General features: G+C 61.7%; 22 protein-coding genes. 8 read left to right on the top strand and 14 right to left on the bottom strand.

Annotated elements, in window-relative coordinates; all coding sequences use genetic code 11:
* Window positions 1-88 precede the first annotated feature (88 nt).
* The 5 genes from pdhA to eno form a co-directional block, all read right to left on the bottom strand.
* Window positions 89-1,108, bottom strand: a complete 1,020-nt coding sequence (pdhA, locus tag ACFXS9_RS14435; RefSeq protein WP_392699785.1) for a pyruvate dehydrogenase (acetyl-transferring) E1 component subunit alpha — start codon at window positions 1,106-1,108, stop codon at window positions 89-91.
* 219 nt (window positions 1,109-1,327) lie between these two features.
* Window positions 1,328-1,645, bottom strand: coding sequence for a septum formation initiator family protein (locus tag ACFXS9_RS14440; RefSeq protein WP_057843085.1), 318 nt, complete (start codon window positions 1,643-1,645; stop codon window positions 1,328-1,330).
* A gap of 81 nt (window positions 1,646-1,726) precedes the next feature.
* Complete coding sequence (locus ACFXS9_RS14445; protein ID WP_392689819.1) at window positions 1,727-2,284, bottom strand: NADPH-dependent FMN reductase; 558 nt, start codon at window positions 2,282-2,284, stop codon at window positions 1,727-1,729.
* Between the two features lie 150 nt (window positions 2,285-2,434).
* Window positions 2,435-3,571: a zinc-binding dehydrogenase gene (locus ACFXS9_RS14450; protein ID WP_392689821.1), complete on the bottom strand. Its 1,137-nt coding sequence runs from the start codon at window positions 3,569-3,571 to the stop codon at window positions 2,435-2,437.
* Window positions 3,572-3,617: 46 nt separating this feature from the next.
* Window positions 3,618-4,901, bottom strand: a complete 1,284-nt coding sequence (gene eno / locus ACFXS9_RS14455; RefSeq protein ID WP_392689823.1) for a phosphopyruvate hydratase — start codon at window positions 4,899-4,901, stop codon at window positions 3,618-3,620.
* A 176-nt stretch (window positions 4,902-5,077) separates the two neighbouring features.
* On the opposite strand from eno, the gene ACFXS9_RS14460 reads away from it, so the two are divergent.
* The 5 genes from ACFXS9_RS14460 (at window position 5,078) to ACFXS9_RS14480 (ending at window position 9,087) form a co-directional block, all read left to right on the top strand.
* Window positions 5,078-6,064, top strand: coding sequence for a lyase (locus tag ACFXS9_RS14460; protein ID WP_392689825.1), 987 nt, complete (start codon window positions 5,078-5,080; stop codon window positions 6,062-6,064).
* The gene (locus ACFXS9_RS14465; RefSeq protein ID WP_392689827.1) at window positions 6,061-6,435 is read left to right on the top strand and encodes a c-type cytochrome; all 375 of its coding nucleotides are present in this window, start codon (window positions 6,061-6,063) and stop codon (window positions 6,433-6,435) included. The genes ACFXS9_RS14460 and ACFXS9_RS14465 overlap by 4 nt, the downstream gene beginning before the upstream one ends.
* 56 nt (window positions 6,436-6,491) lie before the next feature.
* Window positions 6,492-6,956: a preQ(1) synthase gene (queF, locus tag ACFXS9_RS14470; RefSeq protein ID WP_392689828.1), complete on the top strand. Its 465-nt coding sequence runs from the start codon at window positions 6,492-6,494 to the stop codon at window positions 6,954-6,956.
* A 245-nt stretch (window positions 6,957-7,201) separates the two neighbouring features.
* The gene (locus ACFXS9_RS14475) at window positions 7,202-8,140 is read left to right on the top strand and encodes an adenylate/guanylate cyclase domain-containing protein (protein WP_392689830.1); all 939 of its coding nucleotides are present in this window, start codon (window positions 7,202-7,204) and stop codon (window positions 8,138-8,140) included.
* A 62-nt stretch (window positions 8,141-8,202) separates the two neighbouring features.
* A complete protein-coding gene (locus ACFXS9_RS14480; protein WP_392699787.1) occupies window positions 8,203-9,087 on the top strand; it encodes a hypothetical protein in 885 nt (294 codons plus the stop codon).
* Between the two features lie 5 nt (window positions 9,088-9,092).
* Here ACFXS9_RS14480 and ACFXS9_RS14485 read toward each other — a convergent pair whose 3' ends face one another.
* The 8 genes from ACFXS9_RS14485 to secG form a co-directional block, all read right to left on the bottom strand.
* Entirely contained in the window at window positions 9,093-9,581 is a 489-nt protein-coding gene (locus ACFXS9_RS14485; protein ID WP_392689832.1) for a YHS domain-containing (seleno)protein, read from the bottom strand.
* A 105-nt stretch (window positions 9,582-9,686) separates the two neighbouring features.
* Complete coding sequence (locus ACFXS9_RS14490; protein WP_392699789.1) at window positions 9,687-10,637, bottom strand: ABC transporter substrate-binding protein; 951 nt, start codon at window positions 10,635-10,637, stop codon at window positions 9,687-9,689.
* Between the two features lie 134 nt (window positions 10,638-10,771).
* Window positions 10,772-12,538: an adenylate/guanylate cyclase domain-containing protein gene (locus ACFXS9_RS14495; protein ID WP_392689834.1), complete on the bottom strand. Its 1,767-nt coding sequence runs from the start codon at window positions 12,536-12,538 to the stop codon at window positions 10,772-10,774.
* A gap of 239 nt (window positions 12,539-12,777) precedes the next feature.
* Window positions 12,778-13,953, bottom strand: a complete 1,176-nt coding sequence (locus ACFXS9_RS14500; protein ID WP_392699791.1) for an MFS transporter — start codon at window positions 13,951-13,953, stop codon at window positions 12,778-12,780.
* Window positions 13,954-13,967: 14 nt separating this feature from the next.
* Window positions 13,968-14,834: a 3-deoxy-8-phosphooctulonate synthase gene (gene kdsA / locus ACFXS9_RS14505; RefSeq protein ID WP_392689836.1), complete on the bottom strand. Its 867-nt coding sequence runs from the start codon at window positions 14,832-14,834 to the stop codon at window positions 13,968-13,970.
* Between the two features lie 78 nt (window positions 14,835-14,912).
* Window positions 14,913-15,239, bottom strand: a complete 327-nt coding sequence (locus ACFXS9_RS14510) for an NIPSNAP family protein (protein WP_392689838.1) — start codon at window positions 15,237-15,239, stop codon at window positions 14,913-14,915.
* A 182-nt stretch (window positions 15,240-15,421) separates the two neighbouring features.
* Entirely contained in the window at window positions 15,422-17,053 is a 1,632-nt protein-coding gene (locus tag ACFXS9_RS14515; protein ID WP_065747222.1) for a CTP synthase, read from the bottom strand.
* A 167-nt stretch (window positions 17,054-17,220) separates the two neighbouring features.
* A complete protein-coding gene (secG, locus tag ACFXS9_RS14520; protein WP_334382096.1) occupies window positions 17,221-17,598 on the bottom strand; it encodes a preprotein translocase subunit SecG in 378 nt (125 codons plus the stop codon).
* 227 nt (window positions 17,599-17,825) lie between these two features.
* Between secG and ACFXS9_RS14525 the strand changes: the two genes are divergently transcribed.
* The 3 genes from ACFXS9_RS14525 to ACFXS9_RS14535 are packed head-to-tail and all read left to right on the top strand — an operon-like array spanning window position 17,826 to window position 19,321.
* The gene (locus ACFXS9_RS14525; RefSeq protein ID WP_392689841.1) at window positions 17,826-18,392 is read left to right on the top strand and encodes a helix-turn-helix domain-containing protein; all 567 of its coding nucleotides are present in this window, start codon (window positions 17,826-17,828) and stop codon (window positions 18,390-18,392) included.
* 5 nt (window positions 18,393-18,397) lie between these two features.
* Window positions 18,398-18,754: a hypothetical protein gene (locus ACFXS9_RS14530; protein WP_392689843.1), complete on the top strand. Its 357-nt coding sequence runs from the start codon at window positions 18,398-18,400 to the stop codon at window positions 18,752-18,754.
* 21 nt (window positions 18,755-18,775) lie between these two features.
* Window positions 18,776-19,321 carry a GNAT family N-acetyltransferase gene (locus ACFXS9_RS14535; RefSeq protein ID WP_392699792.1) on the top strand — a complete coding sequence of 182 codons (546 nt, stop codon included), beginning with the start codon at window positions 18,776-18,778 and terminating at the stop codon, window positions 19,319-19,321.
* Window positions 19,322-19,368: 47 nt separating this feature from the next.
* On the opposite strand, the gene tpiA is transcribed toward ACFXS9_RS14535, so the two are convergent.
* On the bottom strand, window positions 19,369-20,121 hold the full coding sequence (gene tpiA, locus ACFXS9_RS14540; protein WP_392689845.1) for a triose-phosphate isomerase: 753 nt from the start codon (window positions 20,119-20,121) through the stop codon (window positions 19,369-19,371).
* Window positions 20,122-20,332 lie beyond the last annotated feature (211 nt).

Below are 20,332 nucleotides of genomic sequence, written 5' to 3' on the forward strand. Positions count from 1 at the left end.
TCACTCGTCAGTTGGTTCTGCGCTCGTTTGATCTGCAGGTCGCGAGAGCAGCAAACCAGGTCCCACGTTTTACGAACTATGCGTTGAATTACCTGTAGACGTCGGTCCAGAGCTCGGACGGATCGGGCTCAGGGTCGCGCTGGGCGAAATCGGCGGATGCGTTGACGATCTCGCGAACCTCGGCGTCGATCGCCTTCAACTCCTGCTCGCTGACCTTGGCGGCCAGCAGGCGGTTGCGCACCTGCTCGATCGGGTCCTGGTCGGTGCGGATCTTCTCGACCTCTTCGCGCGTCCGGTACTTCGCCGGGTCCGACATCGAGTGGCCGCGGTAGCGGTAGGTTTGCATCTCCAGGATGAACGGCCCCTTGCTGGCGCGGCACCAGGCCACCGCCTCGTCGCCGGCGGCCTTCACGGCGCGGACGTCCATGCCGTCGACCTGCTGGCCCGGAATGTTGAAGGAGGCGCCGCGCTTGGAAAAATCGGTCAGTGCCGAGGAGCGCGTCACCGACGTGCCCATGGCATAGCGGTTGTTCTCGATCACGTAGATCACCGGGAGCTTCCACAGCTCCGCCATATTGAAGCTTTCGTAGACCTGGCCCTGATTGGACGCGCCGTCGCCGAAATAGGCGACGCTGACGAAATCATTGCCGCGATAACGGTTGGCGAAAGCAAGGCCCGTTCCGAGCGAGACCTGGGCGCCGACGATGCCGTGGCCGCCGAAGAAATTCTTTTCCATGCTGAACATGTGCATGGAGCCGCCCTTGCCCTTGGAATAGCCGCCACGGCGGCCGGTGAGCTCGGCCATCACGCCGTTGGCGGACATCCCGCAGGCCAACATGTGGCCGTGGTCCCGGTATCCGGTTATGACCTGATCGCCCTTCTTCAGGGCCATCTGCATCCCAACCACCACGGCCTCCTGGCCGATATAGAGATGGCAGAAGCCGCCGATCGCACCCATGCCGTAGAGCTGGCCGGCCTTTTCTTCGAAGCGGCGGATCAGGAGCATATCCCGCAGCGCGGCCAGTTCCTGCGCCTTGGTGAATTCCGGTGGGGACCCGTCTGCCTTCTCCTGCCCTGATCTCTTTCGCGACGCTTTTCTTGGGTGCAGCCATGGCAATTCCGGGTGAAAGAGAGACGGATCAGCCCTCTCTATCCCAACTCAAACCGCCGTGAAAGGATTGCGTGCGCTGGAGAAAATAATGCTATGCCGCAGTGCAATGTGGGCTGCGACATTTTCGAAATTGATTTCGCGATTTTTTGAAATTTGCGGACTGACACGCCGGCATCGTCTCCCATGACGGCCGTGTTCGTGACATCGGTTGGAAAATCAGTTCGGCTTGACGATCCGGATCAGATCGCGCGGATTGGCGTAGTCGAGCTGGAAGCGCGCGCGCTCATCCAGCATGTCGGGATCGACCCGGTCGGACCGCAGCAGCGATACCCGCTGCTCGCCCTCTGCCCGCTCCCGCTTCAGCCGCGCCAATTCCGAAGTCAGCGCAATGATTTCCTGATCGAGTTCCTGGCGTGCGTTCAAGCCATATTTGCCGGTGTAAGCGTTGACGCCGAAATAGCCGACCATCATCGCCGCCACCGTATAGAGGGCGAGTCCGGTCAGGATGGATTTCAATCGGGTGCGGGAGACCATGCCGCCAAGATGCGACGGCTGGGTTAATGGAATGCTAAGGCGGCGAGCACGAATGTCACCGCCGTCATTGCAATGACGTCCTTACCCGTTCTGCTTCTCGATGAACGCCGCAAACGCGTCGATGTATTGCTGCAGCACCTTCTGCACCGCTTCCTTCACGAGTTCGCCCTTCTCGTTAAAAGCGTCGCCGATGCCGTTGAGGTAGATTTCGGGCTGGCCGAGGATCGGACCGGAAATGCCCGGCAGGATGTTCTGCAAATGCTTGGCGGCGCTGACGCCACCGAGCGCGCCGGGCGAGTTGCTGACGATGCCGGTCGGCTTGCCGAGAAACGCGCTCTTGCCATAGGGGCGCGACCCGACGTCGATCGCGTTCTTCAGGACGCCTGGGATCGAGCGGTTGTATTCGGGCGTCACGAACAGCACGCCGTTCGACCTCTGCAACTTTTCGCGAAACGCCAGCCAGTCAGCCGGCGGCGCCGCTTCCAAATCCTGGTTGAAGAAGGAAATTTCATGCAGCGTGGTCACATCGAGCTTGAGCGAAGCCGGCGCCAGTTTGGCGAGCGCATTGGCGACCTTGAGCGAAAAGCTCTCCTTGCGGAGAGAGCCGACGATCGTGACGATGGTGTAGTAGGTGGCCATTGATTTCCCCGTTACAGCAAAAGCGCCTGCGCTCCCTTACGCCAGATCGGCAGAAAGATGCAAGTGCATTAACTTACTTTTACGACTGCCCCGGCATGCAAAAACAGGCCGCCTGGAAGGCAGCCTGTTCGCGGCGATAGAAGCGCGCGCTCACCCCTTGTTCGGATTGATCAGGAATTTCTCGCCGGTGGAGCGCTTGTTGTAGACGGCGATGTTGGAAAGCTGCAGCGTCTCCTGCAGCGACACTACCTGCGTGTAGTGGCTGGCAAAGGTGGTCTTGAGCTCGGACGCGACACGCTGGCGCAGCCGGCCGATTTCGGCGGGGCCGATCTTCTGCAGGAACGGCGTCAAGAGCCAGCCGCCGACGCCCCAGGTCAGGCCGAATGTACGGCTGAGCTCGGTCGGACGGTTATCGAGGCTGCCGTAGATATAGACCTGCTTGTACACGTTCGAGCCGTAGCGGCTGAATTCCTTGGCGGTCTTGTTGGCCGCGATTTCCATGCAAGTGAGGATTTGGCTCGCCAGCTTGCCGCCGCCGATCGCATCGAACGCAATGGTGGCGCCGGTTTCCACCAGCGCGTTGGTGAGATCGTCCATGAACGTGTCTGCGGTGGAATCGACGACATATTTGGCGCCGATCTTGTGCAGGATGTCGGCCTGCTCCTTGCTGCGCACGATATTGACGAGGCCGATGCCGTCCTTGATGCAGATCTTGTTGAGCATCTGCCCGAGATTGGAGGCGGCCGCGGTGTGCACCAGCGCCTTGTGGTTCTCGCGCCGCATCGTCTCGGTCATCCCGAGCGCGGTCAAGGGATTGACGAACCATGATGCGCCGTCGGCCGGCGTGGTGCCTGACGGCAGCTCCATGACGTCCCTGACCTTGATGGTGCGATACTGCGTGTACATCGCGCCGCCGATCATCGAGACGGCCTTGCCCATCAGCGCTTTCGCGGCGTCCGAAGATCCGGTCCTGATCACCACGCCGGCACCTTCATTGCCGACGGGGAGCGACTGGTCGAGCCGCGCCGCCATCATCCGCATCGCCGATTCCGGCATCTTCGCGGTGATGACAGGCGCGTCCGCGCTGCCGGATTCCTTGGCGGTCGACATGTCGGCCGGACCGATCAAGAGCCCGAGATCGGAGGGATTGATCGGGGTCGCCTCGACACGGACCACGACTTCGTCGTCGGCCGGCTCGGGCGTCGGGACATCGACCAGCGACAGTTCGAGTTCGCCGCTCTTCTTGAGCAGCGAACGCAGTTGAAGCCCGCTCTTGCCGTCGCTCATCGCCATCCTCCCCCTGGTGTCCGTCCTATCTGGTTGCGCCGATGCGTTATGCCAAGGCCTTCAGCGCCGATTTGCCGGCATATTTCGCCTGATTGCCGAGTTGCTGCTCGATACGCAGGAGCTGGTTGTACTTGGCGGTGCGATCGGAGCGCGCCAATGATCCGGTTTTGATCTGGCCGCAATTGGTGGCGACCGCGAGATCGGCGATGGTGGAATCTTCCGTCTCGCCGGAACGGTGCGACATCACGGAAGTGTAGCCGTATTTGTGCGCCAGTTCGACGGCGGCGAGCGTCTCGGTCAGCGTGCCGATCTGGTTGACCTTGATCAGGATCGAATTGGCGCGGCCGTTCTTGATGCCGTCGGCAAGGCGGGTGACGTTGGTGACGAACAGGTCGTCGCCGACGAGCTGGCACTTCTTGCCGATCAGGTCGGTCAGTTCCTTCCAGCCGTCCATGTCATCCTCTGACATGCCGTCCTCGATCGTGACGATCGGATAACGCGAGACGAGATCGGCGAGATATTTTGCCTGCTCGGAACGCGAGCGGGTCTTGTTCTCGCCGCCGTAGACGTAACTGCCGTCCTTGAAGAACTCGGTGGCCGCGCAGTCGAGGCCGAGCATCACGTCGCCGCCTGCCTTGTAGCCGGCCATGCCGATCGCGCTCACCACGAAATCGAGGGCTGCGTCCGCCGACGGCAGGTTCGGCGCAAAGCCGCCCTCGTCACCGACATTGGTGTTGTGGCCGGCCTTCTTCAGTTCGCTGCGCAGCGTGTGGAAGATTTCCGAGCCGCAGCGCAGCGCCTCGGCGAAGCTCGCGGCGCCCACGGGAAGGATCATGAACTCCTGGAAGTCGATCGGGTTGTCGGCATGCACGCCGCCGTTGATGATGTTCATCATCGGCACCGGCAGCGTCCGCGCCGAGGTGCCGCCGACGTAGCGATAGAGCGGCATGTCGAAGGATTCGGCCGCTGCCTTGGCGCAGGCCAGCGAGACGCCGAGAATGGCGTTGGCGCCGAGCCGGCTCTTGTTCGGCGTACCGTCGAGATCGATCATGATCTGGTCGATGTGGACCTGATCCTCGACGGCCTGATCGCTCAGCGCCTCGAAGATTTCGCCGTTGACGGCTTCCACCGCCTTTTGCACGCCCTTGCCGAGATAGCGCTGCTTGTCGCCGTCTCGCAGCTCGACCGCCTCATGGGCGCCGGTGGAGGCGCCGGAGGGAACAGCCGCGCGGCCGATCGAGCCGTCTTCCAGCGCCACATCGACTTCAACGGTGGGATTGCCACGGCTATCGAGAATTTCACGGCCAATGATGTCGACGATGGCGGTCATGTCTGCACTTTCCTAAAGTGGTGGGTGGCGATTTGGGGGGCGTCTTACACGGCGCGCAAGCAAATGTGAACGCTTTGGCTGGGCCTTTTCCGGACGATGGAGCTGGGTCAGGAATAAACTGCCCCAAGGTTGATATCAGCGTCCAAACCTTCACATTGATAGACCGGGGTAACGCAATGAATCGCCGCCAGTTTCTTGGAACCGCCGCTGCCGGATTCCTTGCCGCGCCCACTCTCCTGCGCCACGCGAACGCACAGGAAGGCCCGTTCCGCGTCAAGTATTATCCGGTCGCATCCGGTATGGGCTCGCGTGACACGACTCCGGCCCCCGATGGCTCGATCTGGTTCTGCGGCCAGCGCAACGGCACGCTCGGCCGGCTTGATCCACGCGACGGATCCTACAAGCTAATCGACCTTGGCAAGGGCGCCGCGCCCCATGGTGTCATCATCGGTCCAGATGGCGCGCCCTGGATTACCGAAGGCGGACAGAACGCAATCGCGCGCGTCGACCCCATTGATCACAAGGTGACGCTGTTCCGCCTGCCCGAAAAGGAGGCCTACGCCAACCTCAACACCGGCGTATTCGACAGTGGCGGCATCTACTGGTTCACCGGCCAATCCGGCATTTATGGCCGGCTCGATCCGAAATCGGGCGACATGACCGTGTTCAAATCACCGCGCGGCCGCGGCACCTATGGCATGACCGTCACGCCGAAGGGCGACATCTGGTACGCCTCGCTCGCCGGCAACCACATCGCAAAGATCGATCCGGCGACTGGCAATGCGACTGTGGTCGAGCCACCCACACCCAAGCAGGGCGCGCGGCGCGTATGGTCGGATTCGAAGGGCCGGATCTGGGTCAGCGAATGGAATAGCGGCAATGTATCGGTCCACGATCCTGCCGACGGCTCCTGGAAGGCGTGGAAGCTGCCGGGCAGCAATCCCCGCGCCTATGCGGTCTATGTCGACGACAAGGACAAGGTCTGGCTCACCGATTTCGGCGCCAACGCGATCGTGCGCTTCGATCCGGTGACGGAGAAATTCAACGCATTTCCCAGCGATCAGCCGGGCGCGAATGTGCGCCAGCTCGACGGCCGGCCCGGCGAAACCTGGGGCGGCGAATCCGGCAATGACCGCTTGGTCGTGATACAAACGGTCGCGTGAAGTCATTCGCTGCGCTGCTGCTGTTGCCTTTCCTCCTAACCGCGCCCGCCATCGCGGAAGAAAACGGCGTGCGGGCGTTCGCGCCCTGCCGCGCCTGCCACAGCCTTGATCCCGCGGAGCGCGGCCTGCCCGGCCCAAACCTTGCAGGGCTGATCGGGCGCACGGTAGCTGACGATGCCGAGTTCGATTACTCGCCGGCGCTGCGCAAGGCACGCGACGAAGGATTGCGCTGGGATGCGAAGCGCCTCGAAGCCTTCCTTGCCGATCCCGCCGCGATGTTTCCGGGATTGTGGATGTCGATGCGCGGGATCGAGGACGCCATCGAACGGCAGGCGCTGGTTCGGTTTCTTGGCGACCCAGCCTCGCGCTGACGGTTGACGATGACCCCCGCAGCGTTCATGTCAGCGCTCGCAACAGGACGATCATAATGGCCAAGAAATCATTGCCCACATCATTGCAGCTCGGCCGTGCCGTGGAATGGCCTGATAGCCCTGAAAAGGCGCAGCTCGACCGTGTGCCCAATCCGCAAGCGGGCACCAATTATCTGGTTCGCTTCACCGCACCGGAATTCACCTCTATCTGCCCCGTGACGGGCCAGCCGGATTTCGCGCATCTCGTGATCGACTATGTGCCGGGACAATGGCTGCTGGAATCCAAATCGCTAAAGCTCTACGTCGCGAGCTTTCGCAATCACGGCGCCTTCCACGAGGATTGCACGGTCATGATCGGCAAGCGGATCGCGGCCGAGATCAAGCCGAAATTCTTACGCATCGGCGGCTACTGGTATCCGCGCGGCGGCATCCCGATCGACGTGTTCTGGCAGACGGGCAAGCTACCCAAGGACGTGTGGGTGCCCGATCAGGGCGTCGCGCCCTATCGCGGGCGCGGCTAGGCACGAGCTAGGGTGCGTACCCATAAATCGAGATTGATTGATGTACTTACTCGACGTCCGCTATGCCCATGATAGCGACCAAATTCCGCGTCGCAGCGAAAAACGCTCATCATCCGCGCTCCTTATGCCCTATATTGACCGGATCCTTAGCTATTGGCACGCCTCTGCGGCTATTTGCTGCCGCCGCGCGGGACCGAATAGAGCTAAGGTGACGGACTATTCAAGGTTGGTAGGGAATCTCGACTGTGTCTACGGGCCCTATCGAGCGTCACCTCGCTGCGATCGTCGCCGCCGACGTGGTGGGCTACTCGCGTCTGATGGGCGCGAACGAGAGAGGCACATTGGCGGCGTTGAAAGCACATCGCCTGGCGCTGATCGATCCGCTTATTGCCGCTCATAAGGGACACATTGTTAAGACCACCGGGGATGGCTTATTGCTTTCGTTCCCGTCGATTGTGGAAGCAGTCTCCTGTGCCGTGGCGATGCAGAGTGGAATGGCACGGCGCAACACGAACATTGCTGCCGACGTCCGCATCGAATTTCGCATCGGAGTCAACCTCGGAGACGTTATTGTCGAGAAAGGCGACGTATTCGGCGATGGAGTCAACATCGCGGCAAGGCTGGAGCAGATTGCGCCGCCGGGCGGCATCTGCCTGTCCGAAGATGCGTACCGACAAGTACGGGGTAAACTCGAAATTCCCATCACGGACGCCGGGGAGCAGAAACTCAAGAACATTTCCAACCCTATCAAGGTCTATCGCATCGAGCCTTCAGTGGCTGCAGCGGTCGAACCGGCCGCGCCGCTCGCTCTGTCGAGACGACGATCATCGGTGTGGACATGGGCGGGCGTGGCGATAACGGCCACGATCGCTTTAGCGGCGATCACATGGTTCAGTTTGCCGCGCGCGCCACCCGATGTATCGCAAGGCGCCGCGCCGGCAAAGCCCATCGCCTCCAGCGCGATCCCGGTCATTGCTGTGCTGCCCTTTGCCAATCAAACCGGCGACGAAGGCAAGGACTATTTCGCCGACGGTGTAACCGAGGAAGTCATCAGCGCTCTCGGTCGTTTCAACACGCTGCGGGTGATCGGACGAAATGCCGTGTTGCCCTATAAGAAGCGGCCGGCCACACGTGAAGAGATCGTTTCCGAGCTGGGCGCGAACTATCTGGTTGGGGGAGTGTAAGGCACTCGGGTACACGCGTGCGTATCGCTGCGGAATTGACCGAACCACGAGTTGGCACAGTGATGTGGACCGATCATTTCGACGGCCAGCTTACCGATATTTTCGAGTTTCAGGACACGATCGCCCGTCGGATCGCGGGCACCCTTGCGGCCAATGTTACGCTCATCGAAAGCCGACGGCAGCTCGATCACCCGCGGCCCAATCCGACGGCCTTCGATCTGGTTTTGCGTGCGCGGGCGATCGGCCAAGGAGGTTCGCGAGCCACGAACCGCCAGTTTCGCGAGCTGATCACGAAGGCGATAGAGTTGGACCCAAATTATGCTGCGGCACGGGCCCTGCTGGCAGAAGCGCTCTACTCGATGGCAATTCTGGGCTGGACGGAATTTCCCGATCAGGAACTCGCGCGGGGCGCGGCAGAAGCACGCAAAGCGATCGCGCTGGGACCCAACGAGCCCGACGGATACCGTGCACTCGGACATATACTTCTTGCGCGCACCGAATACGATCAAGCAAAGGACGCGGTGAAGCGGGCAATTGAAATCAACCCGAGCGACGCCAACGCGCTGGCAATATGGGGGTCGGTGCAGTCCTCCTCGGGCGACATCGGCGGAGCGACCGAAGCCCTCCAGCTCGCGCTCAAGCTCGATCCCATGCTCGAACCGAGGTTCGTGTTCGATCTGGCGGTCGCCTATTATCTCGAGCATCGCCACGAGGACGCGCTGCGCATCGCCGAGCGCGGCCTTGCGCGTTACTCCGATTTTCCCATGTTCAATGTCCCGGCTGCTGCAGCCGCTGCCCAACTCGGCCGCAAGGAGCAGGCCGCGCGTTATGTCGAGGCGCTCCGCCGCCGCGTACCGTTTCTCGATTTGGAGAAGTTAGGCTCGCGCTTCAAAGACCCTTCACATTCCGAATATCTGCGGGAAGGAATGAAGGCGGCCGGGTTATAGGCCCGCTATTGCGATTGGCTCGCGCCACGCATGTAATCCGGCAGTGGCGGAGCCGGCAATCCTGAAACCTTCGGCCAGTTCTCGTCGGCTCGGCCTTTCATGCCCGCATCCTTGCTCATCAGACTGGGACCGATCGGTCTTCCGAACAGATAGAGGCGGCCATCGACCACGAGCCACCATTCCGGATTCCCGTATACCTTCTCGCCTTTCGCCACTGAAGCAGCGCACCAGTTGTTGTATTGCGGCAGATAGCGATCGGGATCGGCCTTGAACAGCGCGAGATGTTGGGCGGATGCAAATCGGTAGACCGCCCCGTCCCACTCGTACTGATATTGCGGATCGCCCACCATCGGACGTTCGTCAGTGAAATACGCCACCGGGTCATAGCCTTTAAGGGCAATACGGGGCTCGCCAGCCTGCGCAACTGCGTTCCACCCGAGAAAAATCGCCGCGGCAAGGGCTGCCAGCATCAGAGATTGTCTGAGAAGCTTCATAGCTGCTCCCCTTCCCTGTGCCTAAATTCTAGCACATGGCTGAAACCCAGACTAGCCTTTTTCACGCTCGGCCTCTGACGTGACCTCGCAGCGGGAACAGACCTCTCACTCAATCACCTCATCAGCGCCGCTGACGAATGAAGGCGAGAACTCCCGCCCCAATAACTTCGCCGCCTTCATGTTGATGACGAATTCCACCTTGGTGACGAGTTGTACCGGAAGATCGGAGGGCTTCTCGCCCTTCAGGATCCGCCCAGCATACATGCCCGCGCGTCGATGCGATTGCGCAAAGTCTCCCCCATAGCTCATCAAGCCGCCTGCCATGGGGAAGTCCCGGGACTGAGTAATTGCCGGCACGCGATATTCCATTGCGAGTTCGGCCAGCCGTCTGCTGCGGAATGCAAAATAGGGGTCCGACGTAAAGACCAGGCCGCCCGCTTCCTCGGCCGCGCCAGAGAAAATCGGTTCGAATTCCTTCTCGGTACTTGCATTCACCACCTGCAGAAGGATCCCCAAGGTTTCGGCGGCCGAGCGCAGCTTCTGCAATTGTGAATTGGCGGTTGGGCTCGTAGGATTGGCGACCACCGTCAGTTTTGCCGCGACTGGCAGCACTTCATGCATCAGCTCAAGCCGTTTTGGCGACACGTCGACGCTCAGGCTCGAAACCCCAGTGATATTGCCGCCCGGCCGCGACAGGCTGTCCACGACACCTAACTGAACGGGGTCACCACCCATCTCAAAGACGATTGCATTGTTGTAGGCAGCAGCTTTCACAGCGAGTGCCAACTGCGCGCCGCCGGGCGCGACGACAATGTCGACATTGCGCGCAACGAGGTTGGCAGCCAGGGCAGGCAATCGGGTGTACTGCCCCTGGGCCCACTGATAGTCGATGGCGACATTGCGGCCTTCGACAAAGCCAGCTTCACGAAGTCCTTCATGGAAAGCTTTCAGCCGGCTGGCAAACAGCTCGGGAGATTCCGCGCAGAGATAGCCGATGACCGGCATCGTTGCCTTCTGCGCATGTAGCGGGGTTGTCCAAGCTGCGGCGCCCGCCATCAACGCAAGCAAGTCTCGTCGCCTGACGCATCTGCCGGACGTCATTGCGTTGAACTTGGCGCTCGTCATGCTTTCACCGATTGGCTGTGTTTCGGCCGCCGCCCCCAGCATATCCCGTGAAGTTGACCCAGTCCCTAACGGATTACGCCAGACCCCTGCGGCTTGATGTCGGCCACGGTGTCGAAGGAAATTCCGAATACCGGAATAGCTTCGTCAAATCCCTTGATTTGGCGGTCGCCAAGTCGCTCCAGGGGACGCTTGCCCCTAACGCGTTCGGCGACTTCAGCGTCTATCAGGATTTCCCGGTCTGCCGCCGATGCGCATAGGCGTGCCGCCAGGTTCACCACACTGCCGATGGCGGTGTAATCGAACCGGTCCGCGTATCCGATCCGTCCAACGGTCGCTGCCCCGCTGGCAAGACCGATCCCGAAGCCAACCTGGTAGCCTCGGGATCGCCAGCCGGCGATGAGCCCTTGCACGCTCTTCTGCATCTCAACAGCGAGATCGACAGCCCTTAATGCCGGCTCTTCGACGGGAACGGGAGCATTCACCAGAACCATGAGGCCGTCCCCAGAGAAACTGATGAGTGTCGCCGCAAATTGCGTGATGGCTCTGCCGAGGCACGCATAGTACTCCGACAACACGCTCATGACTTGCTCTGGCGCAAGTGTCGCAGAAAATGCGGTGAAGCCTCGCAAGTCGCAGAATATGACGACAACTTCCGCGTGGCGGCCGTCCAATACACTGTCGTCGCCTGCTCGATCGACGAGGTCGGCGACCTGCGGCGCGAGGAATCGCTTCAGCTTCGCTATGCGTTCCTGATGCTGCTGCGCGAGCTCAAGCTCGGCAGCCATCTTGTTGAAGCTGTTTGCCAGGCGCTGAAACTCGTCTCCGGTCTCGATGGAAATGCGGTGATCGAAAGAGCCGGCCCCGATTTTCTCAGTCCCTTCCTCCAGAACCCTTATCGGTTCGGTCATCCGGTGCGCCAATGCGTAGGCAAGCAGCGCGGCAAATATCGTACCCGCGGCGAGAAACATCGCGGTCCGCCATAAGGCTGCATAGATGGGCGCGTAGGCTTCAGACAGCGGCTGTTCGACTATTACTGTCCAATCGGGGCCCGCAACGGGAGCAGCGACGGCGGCAATCTCACGGCCTTCCGCATCTCGGCTCGTCGCAAAGCCTGCCCCCGCCGGGCCGATTGCGTCGCGTATGATGCGGAACGGCTTGGAGGTCGCTTCTTCCGCCCCACGGAGGACAAGACTGATGTCGGGATGCGCAATGAGCCGACCCGGTCGGTCCAGGACGAAGGCAAAGCCACTCTTTCCCACTTTTATCGCTGAAATCACATCCCAGATCAGCTTGAGATTGACCTCTGCGACAACCGCGCCGACCGATGGGCGATTGCCAACCACCGCAACCGTCAAATGTGGTTCAGAGCCTCGATGGTAGCTTACATCGCTGAACCAGGCTTGTGCCGAGCGGGCGCCAACTACCGCAGGATCAGCGGATCGGTCCGCGCGGCTTTCAATTCGATTGAGCCCGATCCGTGAGACATAGAGGCGTTCCAGGCCCTTGTGATCGATGAGCGCCAGACCGACGATGGCAGGAGCTTGTCGAAGCAAGCGCAACGCCTCGGTCCGCCGGCGTTCGTCTGGCTCGTCGCTCCAGGGAACCTGGACAAGCCAGCCGAGCTGGTTTGTGATGTCGAAGATGAAGTCATGGATTTCGGCGGCGGCCGACGTTGCGTGAACGCCGAGCAACTGATCGAGCCTTTCTCGTTGGTCGCGATAGCCGAACCAGGCTTCGACAACACCGTTCACCACGAGCGGAATCGCGACGGCCATGAACAGCACGAGCAAATACTTCTGGAAAAGGCCACGAAAACGTTCTCGGACAATCATCGCTGGTACCAGTACAAAAGAAAGTCAAAAACTCCATTGCTTCGGCGGTCCACCGGCAATCTTTATCACAGACTCCCGAGCATACAGCCGCTCCGAAAGATATGGCGGCAAGCGACTATTTTCTTACATTTTAAGGTCGAAATCCCGGCCTGCGTCGACATCCGGACCGGTTACGACAAGAAGGCAATGTCACGGCGGTCTGTCTTATCGAGCGCATCATCGGATTGTTTATACCCGGGCTACGTCACCCCCGCATCCGCCGGCCGCGTCTGGCGCAGCAGGTTGGCACAGACAAAGCCTAGCGCGATCATCACCGCCGCCGCCGCGAGCAGGGTCGGGACCTTGCCGGCATGCTGGATCCCGAAGCCATAGGCGACCGGGCCGACGGTCTGCCCCATGAAGAAAAAGAACGCGTGCAACGACAGTGCTGTCGCGCGCGCCTCCGCCGACAATTCGCTGGCAAATACCTGCAGGCTGCCGTGGATCATGTAGAAACCCCAGCCCATGAAGATCAGGCTGAGCGTTTGCAACTTCCATTCCGGACCCATCGCCACTGCCATGAGCTGGACACCGACCAGCGCGCCTCCTCCGATCATCATCCCGTTGACACCGATCTTCGGCAGAAGCCGCGACACTGTCATGGTGTAGAAGAGGCCACCGACCGCAAAGCCCGCGATAACGACGCCCGCGATCGACAGCGAGGTTTGTCCGAGGTCGAACAAGAAAGAGGCAATGAACGGAAACAAGCCGAGCACGCAGCAGCCCTCGATAAAGACGGCCGCGTAGCAGATGCGCGCGTTCGGGTTGGTGAAAATCGTGCGATAGCCCTGTTTGAGGACTGACAGGCTGGTCCGGGGCGGATGTGTCAGCGCCGCGCCGCGGAATCCGATCGCAACCACGATCGAGGCCAGCACGACGATTCCACCAAGCACAGCCAGCACGCCGCGCCAGCCGAGGAAATCGCCGATCAGGCCGGACACCGTAGCGCCCAGAAGATTGCCGGTCATGGCGCCAGCCAGCGTACGCCCGATCGCGACCTGACGCTTCTCGGCACCAACGAGATCGCTGGTCAGCCCCAGCGCGATCGGAAACACGCCGCCCGAACCGATGCCGGCCAGAATTCGGCTCGCAAACAATAGCGGGAACGAGGTCGCCATCGCGCCGAGAATGTTGGCGAAGCCGAGCAATGCCAGGCAGACGATCATCAACCTCGCCTTGCCGAAAATGTCAGCGAATGCGCCGAGCACCGGCTGGATGATGGCAAAGGTGAAGGCGAAGGCGGCGGCGAAACTCGCGGCTGTGGCGATGCTGACCGAAAAATCCTCGGCCACATGCGGCAACACCGGATCGAGCGCGCGGGCAGACAGGGCTGCCGAAAAGGTCGCGAGCGCAATGATATTGAGCGCCGGCGGCATGCCGCTGGCGGCGGTCACGACGGGGCGTTCTTGGCCAGCGCGTCAAAACCCATCAGCGTCTTCACCAAGGCTTCGAACTCGCGTAGCGGAACCATATTGGGTCCATCCGACGGCGCGCGGTCCGGATCAGGATGGGTCTCGATGAACACACCGGCGACGCCGACGGCGACCGCGGCGCGCGCCAGCACCGGAACGAATTCGCGCTGGCCGCCGGATGAGGTGCCCTTCCCGCCCGGTTGCTGCACCGAATGGGTGGCGTCGAAAATGACAGGCGCACCCGTCGTCTGCGCCATGATCGGCAGCGCACGCATGTCGGAGACCAGCGTATTGTAACCGAACGACGCGCCGCGCTCCGTGACCAGCACATTGGGATTGCCGCCGCCGGTGATCTTGGTGACGACGTTGGTCATTTCCCACGGCGCGAGAAACTGCCCCTTCTTGACGTTGACGACCTTCCCGGTCGCGGCCGCCGCAAGCAGCAGATCGGTCTGCCGGCACAGGAAGGCCGGGATCTGCAGCACATCGACTGCCTGTGCTGCCTCGGCGCATTGGGCGGTCTCGTGCACGTCGGTCAGCACGGGCAAATCGAGCGAGGAGCGTATCTCGGCGAAGATCGGCAAGGCCTGCGCCAAGCCAATTCCGCGCGCGGCCGAGCCCGAGGTTCGGTTGGCCTTGTCGAAGGAGGTTTTGTAGACGAGGCCAATGCCGAGGCGGCCTGCAATCTCTTTCAGCGCGCTTGCTACTTCGAGGGCGTGCGCCCGGCTTTCAAGCTGGCACGGCCCGGCAATGATCGAAATCGGCAGGCTATTGCCGAAGTTGACCGAACCGACCGAGACGACCGGGGCTGCATCGAGTTTCGCGTTCAAGGGATTTTCCTTCATAACTGGCGCGGACCATGCCGGTCCGCGCTTTCAGGATCAACCCCGTTTACCCCCTGAATATCAGGGTTGCGCCGCCAGCTATTTTACCGCGGAGAACGCGGTCGGCACCAGCAACTGGCTGACGATGTTGTCGATGATCTGGCCGTCTTCTTCACTCTTGGCGCGGCCGGCGATCCAGTCGGGATCGCTCTGGAATGCGGTCCATTTCTTCTCGCGCTCGGCAAGCGAGTCCCAGGCGATGAAGTAGGTCAGTTCCTGATTGGAGGTGCCGATCAGCGTGGTGTAGAAGCCGGCCTGCTTGATGCCGTGCTTGTCCCACAGCCTCAGCGTCAGCGTATCAAAACGCTTCATGAGCGCCGGCAGGCGGCCGGGCAGACAGCGATAGACGCGCATTTCCATGATCATCGGCTTTGCTCCCAAGGATTGTTGTTCTTAAGGAGCGGTTTGTCGCAACAATTGACGCGCTCGTCAAAGGCGGAGCAGTAGGGTGGTCAAAGCGAAGCGTGCCCACCATCTCACAGCTCATATTTGGATAGAATGGTGGGCACGGCGCTTCGCACCTTTGCCCACCCTACAATTCCGTAGCTCTACACCAGCCGGCTCTGCACCACCGCCGCCTGAATGAACGACGCAAACAGCGGATGCGGCTCAAACGGGCGCGATTTCAGCTCGGGGTGGAATTGCACGCCGATGAACCAGGGATGGTCCTCGTATTCGACAATCTCCGGCAGCACGCCGTCGGGCGAAAGGCCTGAGAAGCGCAGGCCGTGTTGTTCGAGGCGGTCCTTGTAGGCCGTGTTGACCTCGTAGCGGTGGCGGTGGCGTTCGGAAATCTCGGTGGCGCCGCCATAGACGGCCGAGACGCGGCTGCCGCGCTTGAGCGTTGCGGGGTAAGCGCCAAGCCGCATGGTGCCGCCGAGGTCGCCCGACTGCGAGCGCTTTTCCAACTCGTTGCCACGCAGCCATTCCGTCATCAGGCCGACCAGCGGCTCCTTGGTCGGGCCGAACTCGGTGGAGTTGGCTTCCTCGATGCCGACGAGATTGCGGGCGGCTTCGATCACCGCCATCTGCATGCCGAAGCAGATGCCGAAATACGGGACGTCGCGAACACGGGCGAACTGCGCCGCCCGGATCTTGCCCTCGGCACCGCGCTGACCGAAACCGCCGGGCACCAGAATGCCGTTGACATGTTCGAGGAACGGCGCGGGATCTTCATTCTCGAACACCTCGCTCTCGATCCAGTCGAGATTGACCTTCACCTTGTTGGCGATGCCGCCGTGGGAGAGCGCCTCGATCAACGATTTGTAGGCGTCCTTCATGCCTGTATACTTGCCGACAATGGCAATCGTCACGGCGCCTTCCGGGTTACGCACGCGCTCGTTGATGACGTTCCAGCTTTGCAGCGCCGGCGGAATTTTTGGCGTGATGCCGAAGGCGGCCAACACCTCGTCGTCGAGACCTGCGGCGTGATAGGCCTCAGGGACGGCATAGATATTGTCGACGTCCCTCGCCTCGATGACAGCACTTTCGCGCACGTTACAGAACAGGCCGAGCTTGCGCCGCTCTTCCTTCGGGATTTCACGGTCGGTGCGGCAGAGCAGGATATCGGGCTGGATGCCGATCGAGCGCAGCTCCTTCACGGAGTGCTGCGTCGGTTTTGTCTTCAGCTCGCCGGCGCTCGGAATGTAGGGCAGCAACGTCAAATGAATGTAGACGGCGTGATCGCGCGGCAGCTCGTTCTTGAGCTGACGGATCGCCTCGAAGAACGGCAAGCCCTCGATGTCGCCGACGGTGCCGCCGATCTCGACCAGCACGAAGTCGTACTCATCATTGCCGGAGAGAACGAATTCCTTGATCGCGTTGGTGACGTGCGGGACGACCTGAATCGTCGCGCCGAGATAATCGCCGCGGCGTTCCTTGGTGATGATGTCCTGGTAGATGCGCCCGGTGGTGATGTTGTCGGCCTTGGTGGCCGGACGCCCGGTGAAGCGCTCGTAATGGCCGAGATCGAGATCAGTCTCGGCGCCGTCATCGGTTACGAACACTTCGCCGTGCTGATACGGCGACATCGTTCCTGGATCGAGGTTGAGATAGGGGTCGAGTTTGCGGAGACGGACCTTGTACCCGCGAGCCTGCAGCAGGGCACCAAGTGCCGCCGAAGCCAGACCCTTTCCGAGCGAAGAAACCACGCCGCCGGTGATGAATATGTACCGCGCCATGGGATTCTACCTTTAAGGCCACAGCCCTGATTCTCCAAAACGAATCGCATGCACGGGCAAACATTTTGCCGGGCTGTGGGTGATGTGAATTTTAAAGCGATTTCAGAGCATTAATGGGAAGTTCTGATGCCGGACGGTAGAGGGCCGCCCTGCATAGCCACCCTGCTTTATTGCGAACGCGGCGCCTGCGGACCCGACTGGCCCTGCTGCTCATCCACCTTCTTAAGCGTATCGAGCACGCCGCCGGAGGTCGGCGGAGCGACCGGCGTTGCGCCACCCGGCTGCGACTGCGTCGTCGGTGTGCCGAGGATCGACGCGGGCTTGCGATCAACGCCCGCGAGCCAGGCCAGCGTCATGCTGGTCACGAAGAAAAGGCCCGCCAGGACTGCCGTGGTGCGCGTCAGCAGGTTGGCGGTGCCGCGGCTCGACATGAAGCCGGCGCCGCCGCCCATGCCGAGCCCGCCGCCTTCGGATTTCTGCAGCAGCACGGCGCCGATCAGCACGGCGACGATCATGAGGTGAACGACGATAATGACGGTCTGCATCTCAAAACCTTCCGTCACAAGCGAAGAGCGCCGGGCTTCGGCTGCACCAAGAGCTTGCGGGTTTTCCTGAAGTTGCGCGGTGTTACACGATCGGACGGGGCATTGTCACCCCCAACCGCCGCCGTGGAGATAATTGCCGCAGGCGCCACGGCAAGGCTGCCCATGCTTCCCGCCCGATGCTCGCATCCGGGACTTGAGATCACGACAATTTCTCCTATAATGGACAAATGGATACTTTAGTAGACGACCTCAGCGCCCGGCTCGCCCGCCGCCTGCGGCTCGAGCGCGACAGCCGCGGCTGGTCGCTGGCCGACCTCGCCGAACGCTCCGGCGTATCAAAAGCCACCATCAGCAAGATCGAGCGCGCCGAGGTCAGCCCGACCGCGGTGGTGCTGGTTCGGCTCGCCAGCGCCTTCGATCTCACCCTCGCCGGCCTGATGCTGCGCGCCGAAGGCCAAGGCGGGCGTCTTTCGCGCGCCGCCGAGCAGCCGGTGTGGCGCGATCCCGAGACCGGCTATTTACGCCGGCAGGTGTTCAACCGGCCCGATCACCCCATCGAAATCATCAAGGTCGAGATGCCAGCGAAGCAGCGCGTGACGCTGCCCGCGTCGTCCTACGCCCACATCCGCCAGGTCCTCTGGGTGTTGTCGGGCGCGCTCGTGCTCATCGATGGCGGCGAACGCCACGAACTCGGGGCCGGCGACTGCCTTGGATTCGGCCCGCCGGCGGAAGTGACGTTCGCTAACGAGACGATCGCGCCCTGCACCTATGTCGTGGCGCTTGCCCGGAGCTGACGCCGATGCTGGAGACCGCCTGCAAGAACGCCGCGACCCAGCCTGAAAGTACCGACGACCCGATTTCGGTCGGCCACAATGGCGGGCCGCCGCTCGAGGAGGAGCACCGGCCTGAATGGGGCGACGGCGGCATCGGCAATTACTTCTACTGGAAGGCGGCGCACCGCGCGGCCTGGCACAACCCCTCGCCCGGCATTGTCGCGTTCCGCATCCGGAAAGCCGAGCGGCTGGGCCTCACCTACGAAGAATACACGCTCGAGATTCTCGAACGCGGCCGTCACCCCCAGATCGAGGATGTCGAACGGATAGCAGAGATCAAGCGGGCGCGCTCGCGGCGCGCCGCCGTCAATCCTCGAAGCTGAACCTTGCGGAAATTCATCCCGATGTCGGACATCCTGATCAAAGCCTTGAACCCGTCGCCCGAAATTTGCGCGATGCTCGGTGATTTGCTGATCGAAACCGTGGCGAACGGCGGCTCGGTCAGTTTCATGCATCCCCTGTCACAGAAGGCGGCCGAGGCGTTTTGGTCGAACTCGCTTAGCGCTGCAGGCCGCGGCGAGGGGATCATCCTTGGCGCCTTTGACGGGGACAGGCTGATCGGGACGGTCACGCTGTTGCTCGATCTTCCGCCGAACCAGCCGCATCGCGCCGAGATCGCGAAGATGATGACGCGCGTCAGTCACCGCCATCGCGGCGTCGCCACCGCGCTGCTGCGCGAGGCCGAGCGGCTGGCGATCGCGCGCGGGCGCTGGTTGTTGGTGCTCGACACCGCCGAGGACGAAGGAGCGGCCGGACTATATGAACGGATGGGATTCAAGCTAACCGGGGTCATTCCGGACTACGCGTTCAAACCCCATGGCGGGCTGACGGGCACGCTGATCTACTGGAAGCGGTTGCAGGAAGGCGTGCCGCCTGAGACTTTTGAATAGACGCGTTTTCTTGACGCGAACGGGTCCCCACTTCGCTTGAAAACGCTCTAACACGCCTCCGCAATCGCCAGAAAATCCACTGCCTTCAGGCTGGCGCCACCGACCAGTGCGCCGTTCACATCGGCAACCGCCATCAGTTCGGCCGCGTTCGAGGGCTTGACCGATCCGCCATAGAGAATCCGGATCTTGCTGCCTTCCGCCTTAAATCGGCTGACGAGAACATCGCGGATAAAGCGATGAACTTGTTCGACATCTTTTGGTGTCGGCGTCAGACCGGTGCCGATCGCCCAGACCGGCTCATAGGCCACCACCAGATTGCCTGATGTCGCGCCGTCCGGCAACGAACCGGCGAGTTGCCCGCCGCAGACATCCAGCGTCTGGCCGGCATCGCGTTGCTTCTGGGTCTCGCCGATGCAGACGATGGCCACCAGGCCCGCCCGCCAAGCCGCTTCCGCCTTCTGCCGAACCAACGCGTCGGTCTCGCCGTGATCGGCACGCCGCTCCGAATGCCCGACGATGATGGCGCTGGCGCCGGCGTCCGCCAGCATCTCCGCCGAGAGATCGCCGGTATGGGCGCCCGAGGCCTTGGCATGGCAATCCTGGGCTCCGACGGCGAGTTTTGAACCGAGCGCCCTATCGGCAAAGCCGCCGATGAGAGTGACCGGAGGGCAGACCAGCAGGTCGGCCTTGCCGGCCAACGCACCGGCGCCGGCGATCATTGCCTCGAATTCACCTAAGGCGGATTTCAGGCCGTTCATTTTCCAGTTGCCGGCGATCAGCGGCCGGATGGCATCGGTCATGTCGATTGTCCCGCAAATGTCAGCGTTCTAGATGCGCTAGCAGAGCCACGCCGCCAGTTCCAGATACCCGTCGGGCGATCCCGGGCCATTAACCGCTTCAAATAGCCCCCATGGGCGAGGTTGCGAGGGGGCGCGGCCACTTTATGATGCGTTTTCAACTCGGTGACGCCTTGTTGCGGAATTCGGTCCCGGATCGAATTCCCTTGGGCAC

The sequence above is a fragment of the Bradyrhizobium sp. RDI18 genome (assembly GCF_043203335.1).
Lineage (GTDB): Bacteria > Pseudomonadota > Alphaproteobacteria > Rhizobiales > Xanthobacteraceae > Bradyrhizobium > Bradyrhizobium retamae.

Excerpts from the sequence above, each read along its gene's own strand:
- eno (WP_392689823.1), bottom strand. The coding sequence starts at position 4,901 with ATGACCGCCATCGTCGACATCATTGGCCGTGAAATTCTCGATAGCCGT.
- ACFXS9_RS14530 (WP_392689843.1), top strand. The coding sequence starts at position 18,398 with ATGCTGGAGACCGCCTGCAAGAACGCCGCGACCCAGCCTGAAAGTACC.
- secG (WP_334382096.1), bottom strand. The coding sequence starts at position 17,598 with ATGCAGACCGTCATTATCGTCGTTCACCTCATGATCGTCGCCGTGCTG.
- ACFXS9_RS14510 (WP_392689838.1), bottom strand. The coding sequence starts at position 15,239 with ATGATCATGGAAATGCGCGTCTATCGCTGTCTGCCCGGCCGCCTGCCG.
- ACFXS9_RS14450 (WP_392689821.1), bottom strand. The coding sequence starts at position 3,571 with ATGAGCGACGGCAAGAGCGGGCTTCAACTGCGTTCGCTGCTCAAGAAG.
- kdsA (WP_392689836.1), bottom strand. The coding sequence starts at position 14,834 with ATGAAGGAAAATCCCTTGAACGCGAAACTCGATGCAGCCCCGGTCGTC.
- ACFXS9_RS14440 (WP_057843085.1), bottom strand. The coding sequence starts at position 1,645 with ATGGTCTCCCGCACCCGATTGAAATCCATCCTGACCGGACTCGCCCTC.
- ACFXS9_RS14495 (WP_392689834.1), bottom strand. The coding sequence starts at position 12,538 with ATGATTGTCCGAGAACGTTTTCGTGGCCTTTTCCAGAAGTATTTGCTC.
- ACFXS9_RS14500 (WP_392699791.1), bottom strand. The coding sequence starts at position 13,953 with ATGCCGCCGGCGCTCAATATCATTGCGCTCGCGACCTTTTCGGCAGCC.
- queF (WP_392689828.1), top strand. The coding sequence starts at position 6,492 with ATGGCCAAGAAATCATTGCCCACATCATTGCAGCTCGGCCGTGCCGTG.
- ACFXS9_RS14460 (WP_392689825.1), top strand. The coding sequence starts at position 5,078 with ATGAATCGCCGCCAGTTTCTTGGAACCGCCGCTGCCGGATTCCTTGCC.
- ACFXS9_RS14445 (WP_392689819.1), bottom strand. The coding sequence starts at position 2,284 with ATGGCCACCTACTACACCATCGTCACGATCGTCGGCTCTCTCCGCAAG.
- tpiA (WP_392689845.1), bottom strand. The coding sequence starts at position 20,121 with ATGACCGATGCCATCCGGCCGCTGATCGCCGGCAACTGGAAAATGAAC.
- ACFXS9_RS14525 (WP_392689841.1), top strand. The coding sequence starts at position 17,826 with ATGGATACTTTAGTAGACGACCTCAGCGCCCGGCTCGCCCGCCGCCTG.
- ACFXS9_RS14515 (WP_065747222.1), bottom strand. The coding sequence starts at position 17,053 with ATGGCGCGGTACATATTCATCACCGGCGGCGTGGTTTCTTCGCTCGGA.
- ACFXS9_RS14480 (WP_392699787.1), top strand. The coding sequence starts at position 8,203 with ATGTGGACCGATCATTTCGACGGCCAGCTTACCGATATTTTCGAGTTT.
- ACFXS9_RS14535 (WP_392699792.1), top strand. The coding sequence starts at position 18,776 with ATGTCGGACATCCTGATCAAAGCCTTGAACCCGTCGCCCGAAATTTGC.
- ACFXS9_RS14490 (WP_392699789.1), bottom strand. The coding sequence starts at position 10,637 with ATGGCGGGCGCCGCAGCTTGGACAACCCCGCTACATGCGCAGAAGGCA.
- ACFXS9_RS14485 (WP_392689832.1), bottom strand. The coding sequence starts at position 9,581 with ATGAAGCTTCTCAGACAATCTCTGATGCTGGCAGCCCTTGCCGCGGCG.